The sequence below is a fragment of the Bacillus salipaludis genome (assembly GCF_030938565.1).
Classification (GTDB): domain Bacteria; phylum Bacillota; class Bacilli; order Bacillales; family Cytobacillaceae; genus Neobacillus; species Neobacillus salipaludis_A.
Map to the genome: position 1 here is coordinate 2,559,593 of NZ_JAVGVR010000001.1, position 20,912 is coordinate 2,580,504.

Sequence of the window (20,912 nt, forward strand, 5' to 3'; positions counted from 1 at the left end):
ATTGAAATTGACGAATTAAGCGGAAAATTATTAATTGGTAATAATATTAGTGGGACAGAAGAATTAGCCAAATCCATAATTCAAAAAATAGAGAAAGAAAACGAAAAGGAAGCAATGGTAGAAACTGCTTCCGATGATGAACAAAAAATAATGAAAACTCCAAAAGGGTATCGTTTTCAAAATAAATTCTGATTAATCCCAATTGATATTGGCGATTTTGATATCTTGATCATCTATTATTGCATCAATCATATCCGGGTCATTATTGATACTTAAATTTTTAGTAATATGATTCATATTTCCATAAGTATTACCGTGTGAGACATTTTGTTTTTGATTAGCATCTATTCCATTTATCTGACCTTTCCCGACGAGCAGGGAGGAATTATTGAGCATCGTTGTCACATTAACAGAATCAAGGCTAATATTCGATTCGTTTTCATTACCAGGAGTCTCAAATGAAAAATTGATATCCCGGTCATCGATCGGCGTATCAATAAAATCCGGGTCATTCAAAATAGAGATATTATGCAAGAGAATATTACATTCCCCGCTAACATCACCAAAAACTTTATTTTCCTTCCCGTGCGCATTCCAGCCAACCGCCGTATTTTTTTCAGCGATAAAGATTCCTGCCTGCCTCTCCATGGTTTGGACATTAATATTCCCTGTAAATTGAAATTGTGAAGATTTTAACATTTTCTCACCACATTTTTTCATTTCTGCTTTACAGTATGACCTGGATGTAAATAATGTGATAAATGCCCACTTTTTTAATGGTGGTTTGTGTCATCTCATCAGTAACGGAATATGCTGATAAAAATGGAAAAAGGGGATTAGCGGATGAATATTCGTTTTGACCATGTAACTATAGCAAGTATGAAAAATTCTGCTGGTGTATTTTTAGGGGAAAAGAATATGATTAAAAAATTTCGAAGCGATCAGACTGTTACTGAAGTAATTGGAACGTTGTCAGGTAAAGAAAATTTAATGATGGACAATTTATGGGTAAACAACAAAGAGAAGGGGGAGGCTGATTAAACGATGGGCTCCTCTTTTTTATCTCCATCAGTTCATATCGGAACCATCAAAATCGGGAGTATTGGTGAGGCGTCATGTTTTAGTATCGGAAATAATTTTATCGACGATTTTAAAAGCAATAAAAAACATAGCCAGGGGTTAGGAAACATCCACGGGGACCGAAATAATTTATCTCATTCAAGAGCTTCGTTAACTACTATGCAGGAGGATCAGAATAAAAAGAAGCCTAGTGATAAAATGGATAAAGCTCCAACTGATAAAGCGGAAAAAAACCTTTCATGAAAGGTTTTTTTCTTTTGAAATTTATATATTTGCACCAAAATTTGGTTTTATATCTTGGTCAAAGATTACTCCATCAATTCCATCCAAGTTATCCAAATTATTCGCGACATTTAGTGTAAGGACATTAAAAAAGCCAAAGGTACTACCAAAACCTTGATTAAATTTTCTGTTGGAATCCATCCCTGTAATAATGGATTCGCCGATTGATACATTGGCGTTTTGTTGGGGAGTGTTAACATTTAATACTCCTAAATTAATGACTGAAGGCATTCAAATTTCCTCCATTCCTCGGTACTATTATTTATTATATGATTTATCCCTTTTTATGTTCAGTAAATAACGAAATTGTGTTCATGAAAAACAAAATCTACGAAACATCAATAAGGATAAATAACTTTTCAAAAAGGAAAACTCCCCAAAATACCGCTATAATGTAGAATAGAATTCGCATTTTTGTATGGGGGGATCCTGCCTGAACACAATAAAAATATCTCTGCAGACGAAAATCTTTGGGCTGGTACTGTCACTGGGATTATTATTAATCGTGCTGCTGACGGCTTTTTACAGCTACATGGAAAGTAAGCAAATCGAAGAAAACCGGGGCAGAATGGCACTGGAAATTTCAAAAACGGTATCCTTTATACCGACTATTATCGAGGCTTTTCAATCAAAAAATCCATCGCAAACCATTGAGCCGCTAGCTGAAAAAATTCGCAAACAGACCGGTGCTGAATTTGTTGTAATAGGAAATAAAGAGGGAAACCGATATTCTCACCCACTAAAATCGAAGCTCGGGAAAAAAATGAGGGGCGGAGATAACGAAAGAGCCCTTCAAAAGGGAGAATATTATGTATCCACTGCAAAGGGGTCACTCGGTCCATCTATTAGGGGAAAGTCACCTATATTTAATCAAAAAGGTGAAATCATTGGGATTGTTTCTGTAGGATTTTTGCTAGAGGATATCCATCAGCAAATCATGAAAAACGTGATCAAGGTCCTGTATGTCGCAGTTTTCGCTCTCATCATCTCGTTAATTGCCAGCATTTTACTAGGGCGGAATATTCGTAAGGATACAATGGGGCTTGAACCCTATGAAATTGCCTGGCTTTATAAAGAAAAAAACGCAGTATTACATGCGGTGAAAGAAGGGATTTTGGCAATCAATCAAAAAGGGTTCATCACGATGATGAATCAACCAGCCAAAAAACTCCTAAATATTCATGGTTCAGTAAGACTCATGAAGGTGGATGGACTATTTCCTTCAGACTATTTATATGAAGTTTTAGAAACAGGAACACCTCAAATTGATAAAGAAATGGTCTGGAAGGACCGAACAGTGATTGTAAACTGCACACCCCTTTTCAATCAACATGAAATAACTGGCGTAGTTGCATCATTTCGGGATAAAACTGAAATTGAGCAAATGTTAAACACGATATCGGAGGTTAAAAGTTATTCTGAAGACCTTCGTGCGCAGACACATGAATTTACCAATAAATTATACGTGTTGCTTGGTCTGCTTCAGCTGGGCGAACATCAACAGGCGATTGAAATGATTCAATTGGAAACACAGGCACTGCAATTTCAAAATTCTGTTGTTTTTAACCAGATTAAAGATACAAAAATCCAGGCTATACTCTTAGGAAAGCTGGGAAAAGCATCGGAAAAGAAGATTCATTTTGAAATTGCTTCTGATAGTTATTTGGAAAACTTACCGCACCATATAAAACTTTCCAACCTCATTGTCATCCTTGGAAATTTAATCGATAATGCCTTTGAAGCGGTATATGGGTTAGAATCTTCTACCGTTAAATTCTTCGCAACGGATATTGGTAGTGACATTATCTTTGAAATTTCAGATAATGGTAAGGGAATCAATGAAAATGAAATACCGCTTCTCTTTCAAAAGGGTTATACCACGAAAGAAGGGACCGAGTCGAGAGGATTTGGTCTATCAAATGCAGAAAAGGCTGTAATAGAGATGGGTGGAATGATTGAGGTACAAAGCAGTCCAGGGAGTGGAACTGTTTTTACTGTGTATCTTCCTAAAGATAGCGAGAGGGGGAGAAAACTTGAATAAGATCAAGGTAGTGATTACGGAAGACGATTTTCGAATTGCAGATATTCACGAGAAATTTTTACAGAAATTCAAGGAAATTGAAGTAGTTGGTAAAGCCTTGAACGGGGATCAAACCTTGCAAATACTAAAAAAAGAACAGCCTGATTTACTACTTTTGGACGTGTACATGCCGGACATGCTCGGGGCTGAACTATTGCCTGTCATTCGTGAGAGTTTCCCTAAGATGGGGGTTATCATGATTACAGCTGCAACCGATAAAGTTTTTCTTGAAAAAGCATTAAGTTATGGAGTAGAGAATTATTTAATCAAACCGGTTAACCGGGAACGATTTGATGAGGTAATTTTGGAATATGTTCAAAAACACACCCTGTTAATGTCCAAACAAGAGGTGAATCAAAATTATGTAGACCTTTTATTTGGAAAAGGAAAACAGGAAAGAACAGGGAAAAGTGCTGGATTGCCTAAAGGAATTGATGATATTACGCTTGGAAAAGTGAAAGCAGTTATACATTCCAAAAATGGAGGACTATCTGCAGAAGAAGTCGGACAGGAAATCGGTGCATCACGGATAACGGCTCGCCGTTATTTAGAATATTTATCCGCTATCAAAGAAGTGAAGGCGGAAGTGGTTTATGGAATTGTAGGAAGACCGGAAAGAAAATATTATCCCGTGTAAGAAGGATTGCGAAAAAGCAGTCCTTTATTTTTTGGGATATGTTAAATAACATAGTTGATTTTAAACAAAGTTGATTGGAGCGGAAATCAACAACCAAGTTATCAAGTCATATTTCTAAAAGAAACAATTTCAGGAAAAATATCCCTGCTGTGAACAATATGTACAAAATGTAATTTAATTTACGATATTAACATTATTTTGAAAACGTTTTCACTATATAAAATTTTGATTATTATTAATTTACAAACAAAAGGGGTGAAGACAATGTTAGCAATTTTAGGATTTTTAATGATTATTATTTTCATGGTTTTAATTATGACAAGACGTCTTTCAGCTATGATTGCCCTCATGGTCGTTCCAGTAGCCTTTGCTTTAATCGGCGGGTTCGGAAAGGATATGGGTCCAATGGCATTAGAAGGGATCAAGAGTGTGGCACCAACTGGGATTATGATTCTATTTGCCATTCTATTTTTCGGAATTATGATTGATGCAGGAGTATTCGATCCGATTATTCAAAAAATCTTAAAAGTGGTGAAAGGGGACCCAGTAAAAATAGCAATTGGTACAGCTGTACTTGCACTATTAATCTCCCTTGATGGAGATGGAACCACCACTTATATGATTACCATTTCAGCAATGCTCCCGTTGTACAAGCGAATTGGGATGAAACCATTAGTCTTAGCGGGGATTGCAGTATCAGCTTCCGGAGTTATGAACCTGCTTCCATGGGGAGGTCCTACTGCCAGGGTTATGACGGCATTACATCTTGAAATGGGAGATGTATTTACTCCAGTCATTCCAAGTATGATTGGCGGAGTGTTGTTTGTATTGTTTATGGCATATTGTCTTGGAAGAAAAGAGCGTAAACGGATAGGAGTATTGGAAATTGATTATAGCACAATGGCGCAGATGGCAGCTACAACTGAGGATGCTTACCTCAAACGTCCAAAATTAATTCTAGTAAACTACCTTCTTACGATTATACTTTTATATGCTTTAATTCAAGAAGTGCTTCCAACAACTGTTTTGTTTATGATTGGTTTTGCGATTGCGATCACAATCAATTATCCGAATTTGAAAGAACAAAAAGAACGAATCATGCACTATGCTGATAATGCCTTATCTGTCGTTTCAATGGTTTTTGCGGCTGGTATTTTTACAGGAATTCTTACAGGAACGAAAATGGTTGATGCCATGGCAAGTAGCATGATTTCTCATATTCCTGATGCACTTGGTTCACACTTTGCGCTGATCACAGCCATTATTAGTGCACCATTTACCTTCTTTATGTCAAATGATGCATTTTACTATGGAGTATTACCTTTGTTGGCAAAAGCGGCAAGCGGTTTTGGAATTGACCCGGCGATGATTGGACGAGCCTCATTATTAGGATTACCAGTCCATCTCTTGAGTCCGCTCGTTCCTTCTACTTATTTACTAGTAGGGATGGTTGGTGCGGATTTCGGAGACCTGCAGAAATCCTTCTTAAAATGGGCTTGCGGTTCAACGGTTGTCATGATTTTAGTTGCTCTCGTTTTAACGATTATACCATTCTAAAAGTTTCTCAAAAGAGCTCCTTCTTAGGGGCTTTTTGGATTTTTAAAATAGGAGTTTATTATGTATATATTTTTTCAAATCTTATTAAATGTTGTTTTGCCAGTATTCATCTTAATTGGAATTGGGGTATTCCTGCACCGGAAATTTCATTTTGATATGAACACCTTATCTAAATTAAATACGTATTTTTTAATGCCCGCTGTAAGCTTTACAAATATTTATCAAAATAATGTGGGCGGAGAAACAATGCTGCATATTCTTGGATTCTTAAGTTTGCAAGCAGTTAGTTTGATGATATTCAGTTCATTCATTGGTAAAGTGGCAAAATTTGATAACGGTTTATCATCTACTTTTAAAAACAGTATTGTCTTAAATAATTCCGGGAATTTTGGCCTGCCTGTCAGTCAATTGGTGTTCCACCAGAACCCATTAGGGGCATCCATTCAGATTGTGGTAATGATTTTTCAAAATTTGCTAACCTATACCTATGGGCTGCTAAATTCTGTTTCCGGTGATAACAGCAAAGTAAAAGCAATCAAAGAATTTTTGAAAAATCCGGTGATCTATGCTTTTTTATTAGGTCTTCTGCTCCATACGCTTCATATAAAAATTCCCGAGTTTTTATGGTCGCCTGTTAAAAATACATCTAATGCTTTTATTGCAGTAGCGCTTATAACACTTGGAGCACAAAGTGCCTACTTGAAATTTAGCCGGTTCTCGTTGCTGCTAGTCCTAAGTTTGCTTGGCCGCCTAGTCCTTTCTCCGGTTATCGCATTCCTTATTATTATTATATTAAAGTTGGACGGTACTACAGCGCAGGCTTTATTTATCGCTAGCTCATTTCCTACATCAAGAAACAGCGCACTTTTTGCCTTAGAATATGGAAATCATCCGGAATATGCGGCACAGGTGGTATTGATGTCTACGATTTTTAGCATGATTACCGTCACGACAGTGGTGTATTTATCTTCGATTTTATTTTAGTTTGATGAGGGCAGTTCAATGAATAGAACGGTCTTTCTAAAGTTTTGCTTCAGTTCGATTTCTTCCTGCTCTTTTGGCAAGATATAAGGCTGTGTCTGCTTCTTTAATTAAAGTATCTAAGGTTTTTCCATCTGCACAGCCGCTTATGCCAATCGATATAGTTATTTTGCCGGAAGGCTGTGTTTCTTCACCGTAAAATTTATAAGATTCAATCTTAGTGCGGATTCGTTCCCCAACCGAAATGGCTTTTTGTACATTTATGACGTTGTTAAAACAGATAATAAATTCTTCCCCGCCGTAGCGGGCAAAAATATCCTCTTCCCGCATGCTATCAGATAACAGCTTGCCAATCGTTCGTAAAACTGCATCCCCAGCCAAATGTCCATGTGTGTCATTATAGTTTTTAAAGTAATCTACATCGAACATTGCAATTACAAATGTTTTTTTTTGTTTGATCATTTCCTCGACTTTTTTCCGGAAATAGCGCAAATTATATAAATTTGTCATTGCATCGTGTCTCGCTTGAAATTCAAGTTCCTTCCTTAATAAAATATTTCTTTTTGCGTCGTTTTGCATAACCGCGATGCTTAATAAGCCAATCGTTTCAAAAAAAATCCTGGTTGCAACTGTTTGATAGGTTACAGGGGTTGTCCAAAGCATAAGGACAGATCGAATGCAATGTAAAACTAAAAAGGCAGTAATCATATGCTTCAAATGAATAATAGTATAAGGAGGATTAAAAGATGCTTTTTTATGGAAAAGGAAACCGATAAGAGAAGGGAGTAGGATCCCTTGAGTAATTCCTTCGAAAGTGGTCGATCCACCGAGGTAAAAACGGTATATGGTTGGTAATATAATGGCTATAAGGCCAAATTTCCAGCCTCCTAAATAAGCTGTGTAGAAAAGTGGAACAGCTCTTAAATCAATCCGCATTCCTTTGTCTTCAAAGGGGAAGCTCATAATAAACAGACTTAACAGGCTGCTGAGAAGCGGAGAAATCCAAATATATTTAGAAATCTTTTTGACCTTTAATCCAATAAATTCACTTATTTTATTAGCGAGAAACATAAAGGAGATGATAAAGGTCATATTTTCCAAAAATGTCTTGATAATTGTGTTCATTATTAAAATCCTCATCCTAAAAATTCATTTATTTTAGTATGCCAATTTAGCTTTAAAGTAAAAGATATTTTGGATAAATTTCCCTAAAAAAACTCCCATCTCATATAATTCTTCAACAAAATAGAGCTCCAAAATCTTTTTTATCAAGAATAATAAGATCGATTGTTGTTGAAACCCAAAGAAGTATTAAATTTCCTGTCTAAAAAATATAAAAATAGTGACAATCTGACTCGAAAATTGATTATAATTAATACAAAGTTATTATTTTTGTGATTTTTGTTAAATTGGCCTGCAACAAAGGAGGTTTTTCATATGAACATAAGGCAAAAGAAATATAATTTTTTTCAACGAATCGGACGTGCGTTTAGGTTGAATTTCTTAAAACTGTTTCGTTCTCCTGGCGGGGCCAAAAAAGTGTCATTAGGTTTTGCGATTGGCTTTGGTTTGGAAATGTTGGTGATATCATCTGCGTCACTTATCTATATATTATTTATCCCGATTGTACGTCTGGCCAAAGGATCCTTTCCGGCTGCAATCATTGGAAATGTTATTGGCAAACTAACCTTTCTGCCTGTGATCCTGTTACCTTTTGCAAAAAAACTCGGGAAAGCGGTTTTTCCATTGAAAGTACAGATTGGACAAAGTACACCATTTTCATTTGAAAAACTACTACATGGCGATTTTAGTGTCATTATCAGTATCCTCCACGGGGGAGTCCATGTTTTAATTGGAATGACCATTTTTGGTATCGTTCTTGGGATTATCTCTTACTTTATAGTCTACTATTTGTATGAAAAGCAAAAAACGAAACGACTAACAAGAATTCGTGATAAACAGGCACTTCGGAAAAATAGCCTAAATAAAAATTTAGTATGATTTTTGATGAAAAAACGGACACCGATTCCTCATGTGGTGACCGTTTTTTTTTGACTTCTCGAATCTATTTAGTTTTCTCATGTGTTAACGTATAATGAAATAGTGATAATTATGAATTTTCTCGGCAATTTAATTTTTCATCATGCGGAGGTCCATTAGATGCTGCTTAATACCTTTAAAAATGAAGTAAACCAACTAAAATACGAGGTAATCGGGTGGAGGAAATATCTCCATCAAAATCCTGAATTATCATTTCAAGAAGAAAAAACGGCACAATTTGTGTACGAAACACTCGCATCCTTTGGGAACTTGGAGCTTTCCCGCCCGACAAAGACAAGTGTGATGGCTCGCCTCATCGGTTCACAGCCTGGTAAGGTCCTTGCAATCCGAGCTGATATGGATGCCTTGCCGATTCAAGAAGAAAACACGTTTGAATTTGCATCTTGTACTCCCGGGGTGATGCACGCCTGCGGGCATGATGGACACACGGCAATTTTACTTGGGACTGCAAAGATACTTTCGGGAATGAAGGAGCGCATCCAAGGGGAGGTTCGTTTCCTCTTTCAGCATGGGGAAGAAATGTTTCCGGGCGGCGCCGAGGAAATGGTGGAAGCAGGGGTAATGGAGGGTGTTGACCTCGTAATAGGAACCCATCTTTGGTCGCCGATTGAAGTAGGCAAGGTTGGGATTGTTTATGGTAAAATGCAGGCCGCGCCGGATACCTTTGATATTACAATTAAAGGGGCCGGTGGACATGCCGCTGAGCCGCATCATACTGTTGATGCGATTGCAATTGCTACACAGGTAGTTGGCAACTTGCAGCATATTGTTTCTAGAAACACAGATCCACTCGATAATCTTGTTGTTTCAGTTACGAAAATCATGGCGGGAACCGCTCATAATGTGATTCCGAATACTGTAGAAATCGGCGGGACGGTCCGCAGCTTTGATGCTAAACTGCGCGAGTCTATCCCGCCTCTAATGGAACGAATCATAAAGGGGATTACGCTGGCACACGGTGCTGACTATGATTTTTCCTACAATTACGGCTACCGCCCTGTTGTAAATGATGAAGCTGTTACAAGGGGAATAGAGGAAACTGTTCTTGAACTGTTCGGGGAAGAGGCTTTAGCGTCAATTAAACCGGATATGGGCGGAGAAGATTTTTCCGCTTTCCAGCAAAAAGCACCCGGAGCGTTTTTCTATATTGGGGCAGGGAATGCTGAAAAAGGAATTGTCCATCCCCATCACCATCCACGTTTTACGATTGATGAAGAATCATTGGAAATGGCGGTTAACATCTTTGTTCATGCCGCATTTAAATTTTTGAATTAAAAATAGGGTCTTCCCCAAGCTATTGGGGAGACCCTTTTTAATATCCGCGTTTTCGATCCACTATTCCGTGTAAAGTTTCCCCATTTAAATATTTAATTACATTATCCACAAAAAATTGAGTCACACCTTCAGTAGTGCTAGGTCCAGACAAATGCGAAGTGACATAGACATTTGGCATCGAATAAAAACGATGATCCTTTGGCAATGGCTCTGTTTCAAAAACGTCAAGAATAGCTGCTTTCAGGTGCCCTTCCTCAAGAACGGATTGTAAATCATTTTCAGCGATCAGTGCACCTCTTCCCACATTTACAAGACAGCTATCAGGCTTCATCGAGAAAAGGATCTCACGATTGATAACATGGTAGGTTTTTTCTGTTAAAGGAAGCGTAAGGACAAGGTAATCAAGATCTTTAACAAAATCCTTCCATTGGTTTGCAGTAAAGTGCTGGTCCACGATTTCGGCATTCTTCCCGCTAAAACTTAATCCGTGAACCTTCATATCAAATGCTTTAGCCTTACGGACGGTTTCAGCTCCAATCGATCCCAGTCCAGCTACTCCGATGGTTTTTTTTGCAAGGGAGTCAGAAATAAAGGAATCCCAGTTCCGTTCTGTTTGTGCTTGTCTCATTCGCGGAATGTCCTTAACAATATGTAGAAGATAGGCAAAAATATATTCAGAAATATATGTGCCAAACTGATCGACAATTCTAGTAAGGAGGATGTCATCAGGGATGGAAGAATTGGCCACTAAATCATTCACACCTGCGCCCATCGACTGAAACCAACGGACAGATAAGGCATTTGGTGTATGAAGGAGTTGGGTAGGGAACTTCCAGCCTAAGATAATCTCAGTACCGGGTAAAAACATTTCTGCTTCCTCGTAAGTTGCTGCTGCCTTCACAGCTTTAAAACCACATTCACGTACGCAGTTCGCATATTCTTCAGCGTGGTGGGGGTCAAATACTAATATATTCGGTTGTGACGAATTCATAAATATCACTCCTATACAATCTATCTAATGAGACATTGCCATAATCAATATAATTAAAGTTAACAATAGATGTAATAAGAATTCAAGATAAAAAGGGATCAGGAGTTGATATATTATTTATAGTTAATATCCACATTTTAAAAGGAAATTTATCTATAAAGCTCTATTTGTGGGAATCTATCCTGGTCTTATATCCTTAATTTTCACACCCGAATATTTCGGGAATGAAAATAAAACCGCTCTGTGTTATGATGGCAATATCAAACCGATCGGATGTAAGGTGGACTCCATCTTTGTCATTCAAAGGAAATAGTGGGAGTGCGATTAGAATGGAAACGTGGAAACGGAATTTATGGGTGCTTTCGATTGGCTGTTTCTTTACATCGGCCAGCTTTTCGATGGTCATTCCTTTTTTGCCCCTTTTTCTACTGCAAATTGGCGTTCATCAACATACTGAAATGTGGTCAGGGCTGCTTTTTAGTTCGGCCTTTTTTGCCGGTGCAATTGCTTCTCCTTTCTGGGGAAGGGTAGCAGATCGGTACGGAAGAAAGCCAATGATTATTCGGGCCGGATTTGTTCTTTTTGTCATTTATACATTAATGGCCTTCGTAACGAATCCTTATGAGATCTTAGCATTAAGAATAATGCAGGGATTATTGAGTGGATTTATTCCTGGCTCAATCGCATTAATTGGAACCAATACACCAAATGAAAAAATTGGGTATGCCCTTTCTTTAATCTCCACCGCTACGGCTTCGGGGGGATTCTTGGACCATTACTCGGAGGTGGAATTGCTGATCTCGTCGGAAATCGTTTAGCTTTTGCTAGCGCCGGAATCTTCGTCTTTATTGCCACATTTCTTATTATTTTCTGGGTGAAAGAAGAAAACTTTACTCCTAGTAAAGAGAAGGGATCCGTTAAAAATGATTTCAAGGTGGCATGGACCAATCGGACGTTAATGATGGTTCTCACCTTAACCGTTGTAACAAGCTGTTCGGTCATGACGATTGAACCGGTTCTCCCATTATATATTGTGAAATTAGGGAGCTCTTCTGAAGATGCTTCATTACTAGCAGGTATCGTATTCTCTCTTCCGGGGATTGCCAGTGCCCTGTTTGCTCCCTATTGGGGAAGATGGGCTGACAAGGTTGGCTTCCAAAAAGTGCTTGTCATAGGACTGCTCGGCGGTGGAGTTGGAACATTGGCACAAATCCTATTCGGAGAAATTTGGGGATTTTCAGTCATTCGTTTTGTTTATGGTGTGTTTTTCTGTGCCGTATTTCCAGCATTAAATGGGCTTGTCGTAAAATCAACACCAGACGATTTCAGGGGAAGAGCATTTGGATTAAACCAAACTGCCAATCAAATTGGCGGGATGGTCGGTCCAATGATTGGCGGTTTTATTGGTGGAATCTTTCCCGTTCAAATTGTATTTATTGTAACAGGACTATTACTATTAACTGCTACGGGTATGGCGTATAGAAAAGGGAATATGTTAAACAGACCAATAAAGAGAAATACATTGGCAGAAAAATAAATGAGCTTAAAACGTCACAAAAGAAGTGGCGTTTTTTTTGTTCACATTTTTATGAAAGCGCATACATTGATAATAAGGGGGTGATTATATGTTGTATCCATACGGGAACGATTATATTAAATATTTAAACGATGAAGGTTCCTACGGTATGACTTATGATCAATGGAAGGACAAGAATTCGAAAATGGATTCGGATCATTACCATCAAGCGGGGGAAAGTAAAGGTCCACTTAAAAAATATTCAAGTTTTAAATAATGGCACCGTATTGGTGCTTTTTTTATGTCAAAGCAATTGACAATTTTTTTAAAAAGAGTATAGTGTTAAATAGTTACCTTAGGTAACTAATTAGCGCGAGATGTGGTGTTTTCAAATGCAAGGTTTTTTTCAACAATATATAAGGGTATATCGCCCTCTTATAAGCAAATTAAATGAGACACTCGGAGAATATGAGCTATCGTATTCCTTGTGGCAAGTTATTTGGTATATAAACAAAAATCAACAGTCAACCCTAGTAGATATTTCCAATTATTATAATGTGGAAAAGCCTACGGTTACAAGGGCTGTTAAACGATTAGAGGAGAAGCTCATTATAAAAGTCATCCCTGGGAAAGATAAGCGTGAGAAAGTGATCCAGCTCACGGATATAGGGGAAGACCTTTATCAGATTATTAGACAGAAAATAACCGAGCTCGAGTACAGTGTCATGAGTGGGATTTCGAAAGAGGAACAAAACGCCGCATTTCAATTACTCCCAAAATTAAGAAAAAACATTCTTAAAGAAGGTAGAAAAGATGAATAAACCAAAATTATGGACAAAGGATTTTTTAATTGTCTCAGCAGCAAACTTTTTTCTTTACTTTACATTTTATTTATTAATGGTAACCATCACTATATTCGCTTCAGAGAAATTTCATGCATCTCCAAGTCAAGCTGGGCTTGCTTCTGGAATATTTGTAGTAGGCACATTGATTGCACGATTATTTTCTGGAAGATCAATCGACAGTGTCGGCTGGAAAAAGATGTTATACATTGGCTTTATCTTATTCTTACTTACCACATTATTATATTTTGCAGTAAACAGTCTTACCTTTCTTCTTGTGAATCGTTTCTTGAATGGCGCCGCAATGGGGGTTGCTTCCACAGCAACAGGAACAATCGTTGCGAAAATTATCCCAAATGCAAGACGCGGTGAAGGCACTGGTTATTATGCATTAAGTGTAACGCTTGCTGCAGCGATTGGGCCTTTCTTAGGGATGTTCCTTATGCAGCATTCAAGTTTTAATATGAATTTTATTGTTTGTCTTATTTTTTTAGTCATGAGTTTTGTTGCGATATTCTTTTTAAATGTTCCAAAAGTCGAACTATCGCATGAACAATTGTCCAAAATGAAGGGGTTCTCGATTCATCAATTCTTTGAAGTAAAAGCCATACCGATTTCGATTATCGGTGCATTGGTGGGATTTGGGTACTCAAGTATCCTTACATTCTTAACTTCCTATGCAAAAGAAATCAATTTAGTAGATGTCGGAAGTTTCTTCTTTATTATTTACGCTGTTTTCACTCTGATTTCAAGACCATTTACCGGCAAATGGTTTGATCAAAAAGGTGAAAACTTTGTGATGTATCCATCCTTTTTATTCTTCGCGGTTGCTTTAATCCTGCTTAGCCAGGTTCATCAAGGGATAATGCTATTAGTTGTTGGTGCCTTAGTCGGTCTTGGATATGCAACATTTTCGTCAAGTGCCCAAGCGATTTCCATCAAAGTATCGCCAAAAAATCGGATGGGGCTGGCAACTTCAACTTTTTTCATTTTTGTTGATGGTGGAGTTGGAATTGGGCCTTTCATCCTCGGCTTTTTCGTTCCTTTAATTGGCTACCGAGGTCTGTATTTTAGTGTTGGTGTCGTTGTTTTTGCATGTATCTTCTTATATTATTTCTTACATGGCAGAAAAAATCGTCAGAGAAGAAGTGAACTTGTTGAATTACATTAATAATTTTTTTCAGTTTTGTATGAAATAACTAGGATACCTTTCCAGCAGTAAAAAAGTACGCAGAATTATCTTGCGTACTTTTTTTACCCTTTCATTGCCCCGATTAAAATAAAACAAACCCCCAGAAATATCCATGCAATTTTGTAAAGCGAAATGTTTCCAACCATCCCTAAAACGCCAATAGTGGTGGTAAGGATTAAGATAATGGGTCCCACAAGTGCAAGAGAGCTATTCACCATTAAGGCTTTTTCAACTGAGTTAAATTTGATCATTAAAATGGCGGCAAATATTTCGATGCTGCCTGAAAGAACTCTTAATAATGCCATTCCTAATACGGCTTTTTCAAGAAAAATAAACATTTTTGCCTCCCGAAGAAAAAATATATCTAAAAAAGTATATGTCGTATTCTTCAAAATAAGGACAGGTCAAAAAATGTTTTGAAGTTCAAAAGAAAAACGGCTGGGTACAGCCGTTTTTTATATCAACTTAAATCCGCTAAATAAGATAATCAATGCCATGATCGTCCGTAATGGTTTCGCAGGGAATTTTGAGGATAAGGTGCTCCCTAAAAGGACTCCTGGAATGGAACCAAGCAAAAGATTAAACATTAATGAATAATCAACATTCCCAATCCCTGCATGCATTAAGCCAGCGGCAGTGACCAATAAAAAAGCGTGAGCAATATCTGTTCCAACTAATTCAGAAGGAGTCATTTTATACAAATAAAGCATCGCCAAGGCAAATAATGAGCCCGACCCAATCGAAGTTAGCCCGACAATAAAACCCAGTATTGCTCCGATTGTAATGGTTAAAGCACGTTTTTCCTCCAAGGGTTTTATTTGAAAGGGATTCCATTCGAATTTTTCCTTGATAAAGGTTTTAATCAGGGTGGTTAAAGCAACCAATATTAACACATAGCCCAAAGCATGTTTAATAACAAGTTCTTGATTATGAAAAAAGGCATCGAAAAGATGAAGAGTCCCTACAGCAATGATTGTACTTGGAATACTGCCAATGGCGAGGTATTTCACAAGCCTAAGGTTAATCGTCTTTTGCCGCCAATGTTGAAAAGATCCGAAAAATTTTGTTATGGAATTATAGGCAAGGTCCGTTCCAACTGCAATTGCTGGATTGATCCCTAATAAAACCAGGATGGGTGTAAGTAATGCAGCGCCGCCTACCCCTGTAAGTCCGACCAAAATGCCAATAAAAAGCCCCATCACTATAATGCCGATACTCATAAGGCAAACACTCCAAATTATTTAAATCTATTATTTATCCCTAAATTATGAAGTGGGTAAATGCCTTGTTACAAACCTTTGCTGGTAAAAATAAAAAGGGGCTTAATCTAGTATGAACCAGGTTAAGCCCCATCAGTAAATAGGTTTATTTTTGTTCTTCCTCATTTAACTTAATTTTTTTACAACCAACATACAAGCATGAGAAAATGTCTAAGCCATGCTTTGCTTTTACCAATCCTTTTAAATAAGGAGTAACTAAATCCTTAAAGTCAGCGGCAACTCCTTCTTCCTCCAAGATTCCATATACATAGAGCTTTTTTTCGTCAAAGAGAAAGGCCACATTTCCAACGGCTTTATTAGTGGAATCAACCACATTTAATACTTGAAATTGGGGGGTAATTACTTCGGGTGAAAAATAAATTTGCAATTAAATCTCATCCTTTTTTAATCGTCTAGCTCCAGCGCTGTGGAAGGCACTTTCGCTTTAAGTAAATTGTAATTTTTCAAACAATGTGTCGGTTTCTTTTGATGGATCTTTCTTCGCTACATGAATTAACACTATGCAAAGAAATGCACAGATTAAGGTTAATCCGGCGGTGATCAGGAACATTCCTGTACGGGACCAAGCCATTAACGTACCAAAAATCGGGGGGCCAATTGCAACACCTAAAAATCTGACTGAACCATATAAGGAGGTGACAAAGCCTCTCCGGTCAGTCGGAACCGCCCCAGTTATAAAACTGTTAATACAAGGGAGTACTAGTCCTGTTCCAATACTGCTGATTACTAAAACAGCAAAGAATGGAATTAGTTTTTTTAAAAAAATCAGCGATGCGAAAGAAGATGTCATTAATAAAAGTCCTAAGATAATCAAAGCTTTCATTAATTTCATTTTTTTTCCGATTTTACTGCCTGTTATGTAAGAAGTTGTCGTCATGAATAAAAGTGGGATCGCGAGAATGCCTCCTTTTAAGACACCATCGATGTGATGATCTTTTTCAAGAATATCGGAAATGTAAAATAAAATTCCAAATAAGGTAAATAAGCAAACTGCTCCAGTTAAATAGGCAGCAAACAGCCAGCGTCCCTCTGTTTTAAATACAGAAATAAGCCCTTTTACATATTTGCCAAGAGAAGGAGGCTCTTTTTCCTTTTTCTTTTCTTTAATAAAAAATATGGTCAAAAGGACAGATATGAGACAAAAAACCGGGAAAGCAAAAAATGCTGCGTACCAAAAGAGAAGAGCTAAGAGAGAACCTATGATTGGACTAATGACCTTTCCCAAACCATTAGAGGCCTCTACTAATCCAAGCACTTTGCTTTGTTCGCTGCCTTTAAATAGATCCCCTGTTAAGGCCATTGCAATTGGAGCAGTTCCGGCTGCACCAATTCCCTGCATGATTCTTCCCGCCATTATCCAGAGATAAGCATTTGAAAACCAAGCCGCGGCGGCGCCTGCAAGTAACCCTCCACTTCCATATAAAATAAGTGAAGGTATAATGATTGCTTTTCGTGAAAACCGATCTGATAAATAGCCAAGAACAGGAATAGAGATGGCTGCAGCAATCGAAAAAGCAGAAATAATTAAACTAACTTTAAATTGTGAAATATCGAGAATTGACCTCATTTTTGGAAGAATTGGAATCAACATCGAATTACCCAAAACCAAGATTAGCGGGATTGAACCTATTGCAAATATTGTCATGCCTTTATGTTTTTTTTTAGGCAATGGATGTACACCCCTAACTATTAGATTGAAGCCTTTTTTTATTGTTTGAAAGGAGTCGTATGTTTATTCAGTGGCAAATGCCTATATTTCGAGGGAATCAGCCCATTATTTACACATTCACCCATTTAGTGAATAATCTATCCTAGATAAAAAGAGGAGGCGTTTTCCCTATGGATTTTCTTTCCTTGCCAAAAAGGACATCCGGTAATCGAACTTTTGGTTTGACGTCAGTTGTCGATTTTGGAACCCCACTGGGAGAATTAAAAAATATTTTAGCTGATTACAGTCATATTATCGATATCGCAAAATTAGGGATTGGTTCAGCTTATGTAACGCCTAATATAAATAAGAAGGTTCAGCTCTATCAGGAGTACAATGTAAAGCCCTATTGCGGTGGGACATTATTTGAAAAAAGTTACTTTCAAAATAAAATTCCTGAATATCTATCGTACTTACGCAATCTGGGGATTGAATGGATTGAGGTATCGAATGGTACCTTAGAGATTCCGCTTCGAGAACGCCTCCAAATCATCTCTGAATTAAAGGAAGAATTTCATGTAATTGCAGAGGTGGGGTCAAAGGATGCCGATAAAGAAATGCCAATTTCCGAATGGAGAGAAGAAATCAATCTTTTACTAAATGCTGGCTGCAAATATGTTATTACGGAAGGAAGAGATTCAGGGACCTCTGGGATATATGAGAAATGTGGGACGATAAAAACTGACTTAATTCAAGAATTACTTCAAGATATCGATCCAAACAAGATCATTTTTGAAGCACCTTCTTCAAAGCACCAAATGTATTTTATTAAGGAAATTGGACCAAATGTTAACTTGGGAAATGTAAAAATTATCGATGTGTTAATCCTCGAGGCACAACGCCTTGGATTAAGGAGTGAAACGTTTTATTTGGAGGACATTGAATGCAACTTACTCTAATCAGGCATTTGCCAACGGAATGGAATAGAAAAACATGGCTCCAAGGAAGAAAAGATATTGAAATTTCGCAGCTAACCGAGGAATTTCAAATAGACATTACTGAAAATCGATTGCTTTTAAAAAAAATTGAACCATTTGATCTCGTTTTGGCGAGTACGCTAAAACGGACACATCAAACTGCACAGCTTTATGGATATGTTCCTGAAGTAGAAGGATTGCTCGATGAACTAGATTTCGGTCCATTTGAAGGTTTACCGAAGGAAAAATTGGTGGAACACCAAAACCGTCTATGGATTGAAAAACCAAGTGAACTCATTTTAGGCGAAAGCTTAACAAGCTTTGAAGAAAGGATTGTTCTTTTTCTAGATAAATATCATGATTTACACAATATTTTAGTGTTTGGTCATGGATCTTGGATTCGTGCTCTAATTTCCTATATTAAGTATGGTCATATCAATGAAATGAATAAAATTACTGTAAAAAATAATTCCTGTATAACGTTATCATTTAATCATAATAAAAAGGAGGGGTGAAAAATGACTGAGATTCTAACATATGAAAATTGGGATGAAAAGAGGCTAGATACATTTTTAGATACTCAGCCAGATTATTTTGATGTATTAAAATGGGCCTATCAAGAATATGGGGATGAAATCGTTTATGCCTGTAGTTTTGGAGCGGAAGGCATTGTGTTAATTGATTTAATTTCTAAGGTGAATAAAACAGCGAAAATTATTTTCCTAGATACTGGACTTCATTTTCCGGAAACCTATGAATTAATTGATAAAATAAAAAAACGCTACCCTTCTTTGGATATTAACATGGTGAAACCAAAGCTAGCATTAAAAGAACAAGCCAAAGAACATGGAGAAGCACTTTGGACTGACAATCCCAATCTTTGCTGCCACATCAGAAAAGTCCTCCCCTTACAAGAATCGTTAAAAGATGTAACAGCATGGATCTCTGGACTAAGGAGAGAACAGTCTCCTACAAGAAGCCAAACTCAGTACATTAATAGGGATGAAAAGTTTAAAAACATCAAGATTTGCCCCCTTATCCATTGGACGTGGGAAGATGTTTTAACCTATATCCAGCTTTACAACCTTCCATATAATCCTCTCCATGATCAAGGTTATCCAAGTATTGGCTGTTTCCCATGTACTTTGCCTGTAACAGACGCTGCTGATTCTCGATCCGGGCGCTGGACAGGGACTTCGAAAACAGAATGCGGACTACATCCATCGTAGGGGTTTGAAGCTTGAATCGCAAATAAACTGCTGGATTCGAAATAAACAACTTCAGATTCGCAAATACACATACAAATGCGGAAATAACTGTCTTTTTTGTGGGAAAAGCTAGGGAGGGAAAATAAGTGGTTGTAAGTGTACCGCACGGCGGTAAATTGGTAAATCGTATCAATCTGAACACTCCAATTGATTTATCCAATCATGTTGTTGAACTAGATAAAATGGCATTAAGTGATTTAGAGTTAATTGCTAATGGAGCCTACAGTCCACTCGAAGGATTTATGGTGAAAGCCGACTATGACTCTGTCGTTCAAAATATGAGACTCTCAAACGGACTGCCCTGGTCGCTACCAATTACACTGGCGATTGACCGATTAAAAGCAATGGAATTGAATATTGGTGAAACCATTAATTTAATTCATCAAGGTACTGTCTATGGTGTGATGGAGCTAAAGGAAATCTATCTTCCTGATAAAAGAGTAGAGGCAGAGAAGGTTTACCGAACAACAGAGAATGTTCATCCGGGGGTTAAAAAACTTCTTGAGCGAGCGGAAGTCTATATTGGAGGTCCGATCATACTTACAAAAAGACCAATTAAAATTCAGTTTGAAGATTATTACCTAGACCCGATTGAAACAAGACAAACATTTGCAGAATTGGGCTGGAAAACCGTCGTTGGGTTTCAAACACGAAATCCTGTTCACCGGGCCCATGAATATATTCAAAAATCCGCACTAGAAACCGTTGATGGTCTTTTCTTAAATCCGTTAGTAGGAGAAACGAAGTCAGATGACATACCGGGAGCAATCCGGATGAAAAGTTATCAGGTATTACTTGAAAACTATTATCCGAAGGACAGAGTCTTTTTATCTGTTTTCCCGGCAGCTATGCGTTATGCTGGTCCAAGGGAAGCGATTTTTCATGCCATCGTCAGGAAAAATTTTGGCTGTACCCACTTTATTGTTGGCAGAGACCATGCAGGGGTTGGCAACTATTATGGAACATATGATTCACAAAAAATATTCAGCTATTTTACAGAAGATGAATTAGGAATCAAGCCTCTCTTTTTCGAACATAGTTTTTATTGTAGAAAATGCGAAAACATGGCATCTGAAAAAACATGCCCTCATGACCGGGAGCACCGAGTGGTATTATCTGGAACAATGGTTAGAGGAATGTTAAAAAACGGGGAACTGCCGCCAAAAGAGTTTAGTCGGCCTGAAGTTGTACAAATATTAATCCAAGGGATGAAACAGGTCTATACAGAAAAATAAAGGGTGTAGG

The 20,912-nt window shown here is 37.6% G+C and carries 23 protein-coding genes and 1 pseudogene; 16 read left to right on the forward strand and 8 right to left on the reverse strand.

Annotation, left to right across the window (positions count from 1 at the left end):
* Window positions 1-192: 192 nt before the first annotated feature.
* Window positions 193-699 carry a hypothetical protein gene (locus tag RCG21_RS12605; RefSeq protein WP_308913222.1) on the reverse strand — a complete coding sequence of 169 codons (507 nt, stop codon included), beginning with the start codon at window positions 697-699 and terminating at the stop codon, window positions 193-195.
* Between the two features lie 144 nt (window positions 700-843).
* Between RCG21_RS12605 and RCG21_RS12610 the strand changes: the two genes are divergently transcribed.
* Window positions 844-1,041 carry a hypothetical protein gene (locus tag RCG21_RS12610; RefSeq protein ID WP_133333698.1) on the forward strand — a complete coding sequence of 66 codons (198 nt, stop codon included), beginning with the start codon at window positions 844-846 and terminating at the stop codon, window positions 1,039-1,041.
* Between the two features lie 3 nt (window positions 1,042-1,044).
* Window positions 1,045-1,323 carry a hypothetical protein gene (locus RCG21_RS12615; protein WP_133333697.1) on the forward strand — a complete coding sequence of 93 codons (279 nt, stop codon included), beginning with the start codon at window positions 1,045-1,047 and terminating at the stop codon, window positions 1,321-1,323.
* A 21-nt stretch (window positions 1,324-1,344) separates the two neighbouring features.
* Here RCG21_RS12615 and RCG21_RS12620 read toward each other — a convergent pair whose 3' ends face one another.
* Window positions 1,345-1,593, reverse strand: coding sequence for a hypothetical protein (locus tag RCG21_RS12620; RefSeq protein WP_026575096.1), 249 nt, complete (start codon window positions 1,591-1,593; stop codon window positions 1,345-1,347).
* Window positions 1,594-1,780: 187 nt separating this feature from the next.
* On the opposite strand from RCG21_RS12620, the gene RCG21_RS12625 reads away from it, so the two are divergent.
* The 4 genes from RCG21_RS12625 (at window position 1,781) to RCG21_RS12640 (ending at window position 6,620) form a co-directional block, all read left to right on the forward strand.
* Entirely contained in the window at window positions 1,781-3,403 is a 1,623-nt protein-coding gene (locus tag RCG21_RS12625) for an ATP-binding protein (RefSeq protein WP_235824747.1), read from the forward strand.
* Window positions 3,396-4,079 (forward strand): response regulator, encoded by a 684-nt coding sequence (locus RCG21_RS12630; protein ID WP_133333696.1) that lies wholly within the window; start codon window positions 3,396-3,398, stop codon window positions 4,077-4,079. The genes RCG21_RS12625 and RCG21_RS12630 overlap by 8 nt, the downstream gene beginning before the upstream one ends.
* Before the next feature lie 264 nt (window positions 4,080-4,343).
* A complete protein-coding gene (locus tag RCG21_RS12635; RefSeq protein WP_235824746.1) occupies window positions 4,344-5,636 on the forward strand; it encodes a CitMHS family transporter in 1,293 nt (430 codons plus the stop codon).
* Between the two features lie 60 nt (window positions 5,637-5,696).
* Entirely contained in the window at window positions 5,697-6,620 is a 924-nt protein-coding gene (locus tag RCG21_RS12640; protein WP_308913223.1) for an AEC family transporter, read from the forward strand.
* A 36-nt stretch (window positions 6,621-6,656) separates the two neighbouring features.
* Here RCG21_RS12640 and RCG21_RS12645 read toward each other — a convergent pair whose 3' ends face one another.
* Window positions 6,657-7,742, reverse strand: a complete 1,086-nt coding sequence (locus tag RCG21_RS12645) for a diguanylate cyclase (protein ID WP_235824745.1) — start codon at window positions 7,740-7,742, stop codon at window positions 6,657-6,659.
* 312 nt (window positions 7,743-8,054) lie between these two features.
* On the opposite strand from RCG21_RS12645, the gene RCG21_RS12650 reads away from it, so the two are divergent.
* Together RCG21_RS12650 and RCG21_RS12655 are read left to right on the forward strand one after the other, a co-directional pair.
* On the forward strand, window positions 8,055-8,618 hold the full coding sequence (locus RCG21_RS12650; protein ID WP_035424195.1) for a DUF2062 domain-containing protein: 564 nt from the start codon (window positions 8,055-8,057) through the stop codon (window positions 8,616-8,618).
* Between the two features lie 159 nt (window positions 8,619-8,777).
* Entirely contained in the window at window positions 8,778-9,953 is a 1,176-nt protein-coding gene (locus tag RCG21_RS12655; protein WP_308913224.1) for a M20 family metallopeptidase, read from the forward strand.
* Between the two features lie 37 nt (window positions 9,954-9,990).
* On the opposite strand, the gene RCG21_RS12660 is transcribed toward RCG21_RS12655, so the two are convergent.
* The gene (locus RCG21_RS12660) at window positions 9,991-10,944 is read right to left on the reverse strand and encodes a D-2-hydroxyacid dehydrogenase (RefSeq protein WP_133333693.1); all 954 of its coding nucleotides are present in this window, start codon (window positions 10,942-10,944) and stop codon (window positions 9,991-9,993) included.
* A 329-nt stretch (window positions 10,945-11,273) separates the two neighbouring features.
* Between RCG21_RS12660 and RCG21_RS12665 the strand changes: the two are divergent.
* The 4 genes and pseudogenes from RCG21_RS12665 (at window position 11,274) to RCG21_RS12680 (ending at window position 14,473) form a co-directional block, all read left to right on the forward strand.
* Window positions 11,274-12,481 (forward strand): annotated as a pseudogene (locus RCG21_RS12665) (MFS transporter).
* Window positions 12,482-12,569: 88 nt separating this feature from the next.
* Window positions 12,570-12,737, forward strand: coding sequence for a hypothetical protein (locus RCG21_RS12670; protein ID WP_165976205.1), 168 nt, complete (start codon window positions 12,570-12,572; stop codon window positions 12,735-12,737).
* 115 nt (window positions 12,738-12,852) lie between these two features.
* Window positions 12,853-13,281, forward strand: a complete 429-nt coding sequence (locus RCG21_RS12675) for a MarR family winged helix-turn-helix transcriptional regulator (protein ID WP_133333691.1) — start codon at window positions 12,853-12,855, stop codon at window positions 13,279-13,281.
* Window positions 13,274-14,473, forward strand: coding sequence for an MFS transporter (locus RCG21_RS12680; RefSeq protein ID WP_133333690.1), 1,200 nt, complete (start codon window positions 13,274-13,276; stop codon window positions 14,471-14,473). Before RCG21_RS12675 ends, RCG21_RS12680 begins: the two co-directional genes overlap by 8 nt.
* 83 nt (window positions 14,474-14,556) lie before the next feature.
* Here the strand turns inward: RCG21_RS12680 and RCG21_RS12685 are convergent, their stop codons facing one another.
* From RCG21_RS12685 to RCG21_RS12700, 4 genes are all read right to left on the reverse strand, one after another.
* Window positions 14,557-14,832 carry a YqhV family protein gene (locus tag RCG21_RS12685; RefSeq protein ID WP_133333689.1) on the reverse strand — a complete coding sequence of 92 codons (276 nt, stop codon included), beginning with the start codon at window positions 14,830-14,832 and terminating at the stop codon, window positions 14,557-14,559.
* 117 nt (window positions 14,833-14,949) lie between these two features.
* Window positions 14,950-15,714 carry a sulfite exporter TauE/SafE family protein gene (locus RCG21_RS12690; RefSeq protein WP_133333688.1) on the reverse strand — a complete coding sequence of 255 codons (765 nt, stop codon included), beginning with the start codon at window positions 15,712-15,714 and terminating at the stop codon, window positions 14,950-14,952.
* Window positions 15,715-15,859: 145 nt separating this feature from the next.
* Window positions 15,860-16,141: a hypothetical protein gene (locus RCG21_RS12695; protein WP_133333687.1), complete on the reverse strand. Its 282-nt coding sequence runs from the start codon at window positions 16,139-16,141 to the stop codon at window positions 15,860-15,862.
* Between the two features lie 57 nt (window positions 16,142-16,198).
* The gene (locus RCG21_RS12700; protein WP_235824761.1) at window positions 16,199-17,419 is read right to left on the reverse strand and encodes an MFS transporter; all 1,221 of its coding nucleotides are present in this window, start codon (window positions 17,417-17,419) and stop codon (window positions 16,199-16,201) included.
* 194 nt (window positions 17,420-17,613) lie between these two features.
* Between RCG21_RS12700 and RCG21_RS12705 the strand changes: the two genes are divergently transcribed.
* From RCG21_RS12705 to sat, 4 genes are all read left to right on the forward strand, one after another.
* Window positions 17,614-18,381, forward strand: a complete 768-nt coding sequence (locus tag RCG21_RS12705) for a phosphosulfolactate synthase (RefSeq protein WP_133333685.1) — start codon at window positions 17,614-17,616, stop codon at window positions 18,379-18,381.
* The gene (locus RCG21_RS12710; protein ID WP_133333684.1) at window positions 18,366-18,914 is read left to right on the forward strand and encodes a histidine phosphatase family protein; all 549 of its coding nucleotides are present in this window, start codon (window positions 18,366-18,368) and stop codon (window positions 18,912-18,914) included. The genes RCG21_RS12705 and RCG21_RS12710 overlap by 16 nt, the downstream gene beginning before the upstream one ends.
* Before the next feature lie 3 nt (window positions 18,915-18,917).
* Window positions 18,918-19,628 carry a phosphoadenylyl-sulfate reductase gene (locus RCG21_RS12715; protein ID WP_133333683.1) on the forward strand — a complete coding sequence of 237 codons (711 nt, stop codon included), beginning with the start codon at window positions 18,918-18,920 and terminating at the stop codon, window positions 19,626-19,628.
* 125 nt (window positions 19,629-19,753) lie between these two features.
* Window positions 19,754-20,902 (forward strand): sulfate adenylyltransferase, encoded by a 1,149-nt coding sequence (gene sat / locus RCG21_RS12720; protein WP_133333682.1) that lies wholly within the window; start codon window positions 19,754-19,756, stop codon window positions 20,900-20,902.
* Window positions 20,903-20,912: the final 10 nt, after the last annotated feature.

What these genes read in the sequence shown, in the direction of transcription:
- RCG21_RS12645 (WP_235824745.1), bottom strand. Translation starts at nt 7,742, where the DNA reads ATGAACACAATTATCAAGACATTTTTGGAAAATATGACCTTTATCATC.
- RCG21_RS12685 (WP_133333689.1), bottom strand. Translation starts at nt 14,832, where the DNA reads ATGTTTATTTTTCTTGAAAAAGCCGTATTAGGAATGGCATTATTAAGA.
- RCG21_RS12620 (WP_026575096.1), bottom strand. Translation starts at nt 1,593, where the DNA reads ATGCCTTCAGTCATTAATTTAGGAGTATTAAATGTTAACACTCCCCAA.
- RCG21_RS12650 (WP_035424195.1), top strand. Translation starts at nt 8,055, where the DNA reads ATGAACATAAGGCAAAAGAAATATAATTTTTTTCAACGAATCGGACGT.
- RCG21_RS12640 (WP_308913223.1), top strand. Translation starts at nt 5,697, where the DNA reads ATGTATATATTTTTTCAAATCTTATTAAATGTTGTTTTGCCAGTATTC.
- RCG21_RS12700 (WP_235824761.1), bottom strand. Translation starts at nt 17,419, where the DNA reads ATGACAATATTTGCAATAGGTTCAATCCCGCTAATCTTGGTTTTGGGT.
- RCG21_RS12690 (WP_133333688.1), bottom strand. Translation starts at nt 15,714, where the DNA reads ATGAGTATCGGCATTATAGTGATGGGGCTTTTTATTGGCATTTTGGTC.
- RCG21_RS12715 (WP_133333683.1), top strand. Translation starts at nt 18,918, where the DNA reads ATGACTGAGATTCTAACATATGAAAATTGGGATGAAAAGAGGCTAGAT.
- RCG21_RS12710 (WP_133333684.1), top strand. Translation starts at nt 18,366, where the DNA reads ATGCAACTTACTCTAATCAGGCATTTGCCAACGGAATGGAATAGAAAA.
- RCG21_RS12625 (WP_235824747.1), top strand. Translation starts at nt 1,781, where the DNA reads ATGGGGGGATCCTGCCTGAACACAATAAAAATATCTCTGCAGACGAAA.
- RCG21_RS12675 (WP_133333691.1), top strand. Translation starts at nt 12,853, where the DNA reads ATGCAAGGTTTTTTTCAACAATATATAAGGGTATATCGCCCTCTTATA.
- RCG21_RS12655 (WP_308913224.1), top strand. Translation starts at nt 8,778, where the DNA reads ATGCTGCTTAATACCTTTAAAAATGAAGTAAACCAACTAAAATACGAG.
- RCG21_RS12605 (WP_308913222.1), bottom strand. Translation starts at nt 699, where the DNA reads ATGTTAAAATCTTCACAATTTCAATTTACAGGGAATATTAATGTCCAA.
- RCG21_RS12670 (WP_165976205.1), top strand. Translation starts at nt 12,570, where the DNA reads ATGTTGTATCCATACGGGAACGATTATATTAAATATTTAAACGATGAA.
- RCG21_RS12635 (WP_235824746.1), top strand. Translation starts at nt 4,344, where the DNA reads ATGTTAGCAATTTTAGGATTTTTAATGATTATTATTTTCATGGTTTTA.
- RCG21_RS12610 (WP_133333698.1), top strand. Translation starts at nt 844, where the DNA reads ATGAATATTCGTTTTGACCATGTAACTATAGCAAGTATGAAAAATTCT.
- RCG21_RS12615 (WP_133333697.1), top strand. Translation starts at nt 1,045, where the DNA reads ATGGGCTCCTCTTTTTTATCTCCATCAGTTCATATCGGAACCATCAAA.
- RCG21_RS12705 (WP_133333685.1), top strand. Translation starts at nt 17,614, where the DNA reads ATGGATTTTCTTTCCTTGCCAAAAAGGACATCCGGTAATCGAACTTTT.
- RCG21_RS12680 (WP_133333690.1), top strand. Translation starts at nt 13,274, where the DNA reads ATGAATAAACCAAAATTATGGACAAAGGATTTTTTAATTGTCTCAGCA.
- RCG21_RS12660 (WP_133333693.1), bottom strand. Translation starts at nt 10,944, where the DNA reads ATGAATTCGTCACAACCGAATATATTAGTATTTGACCCCCACCACGCT.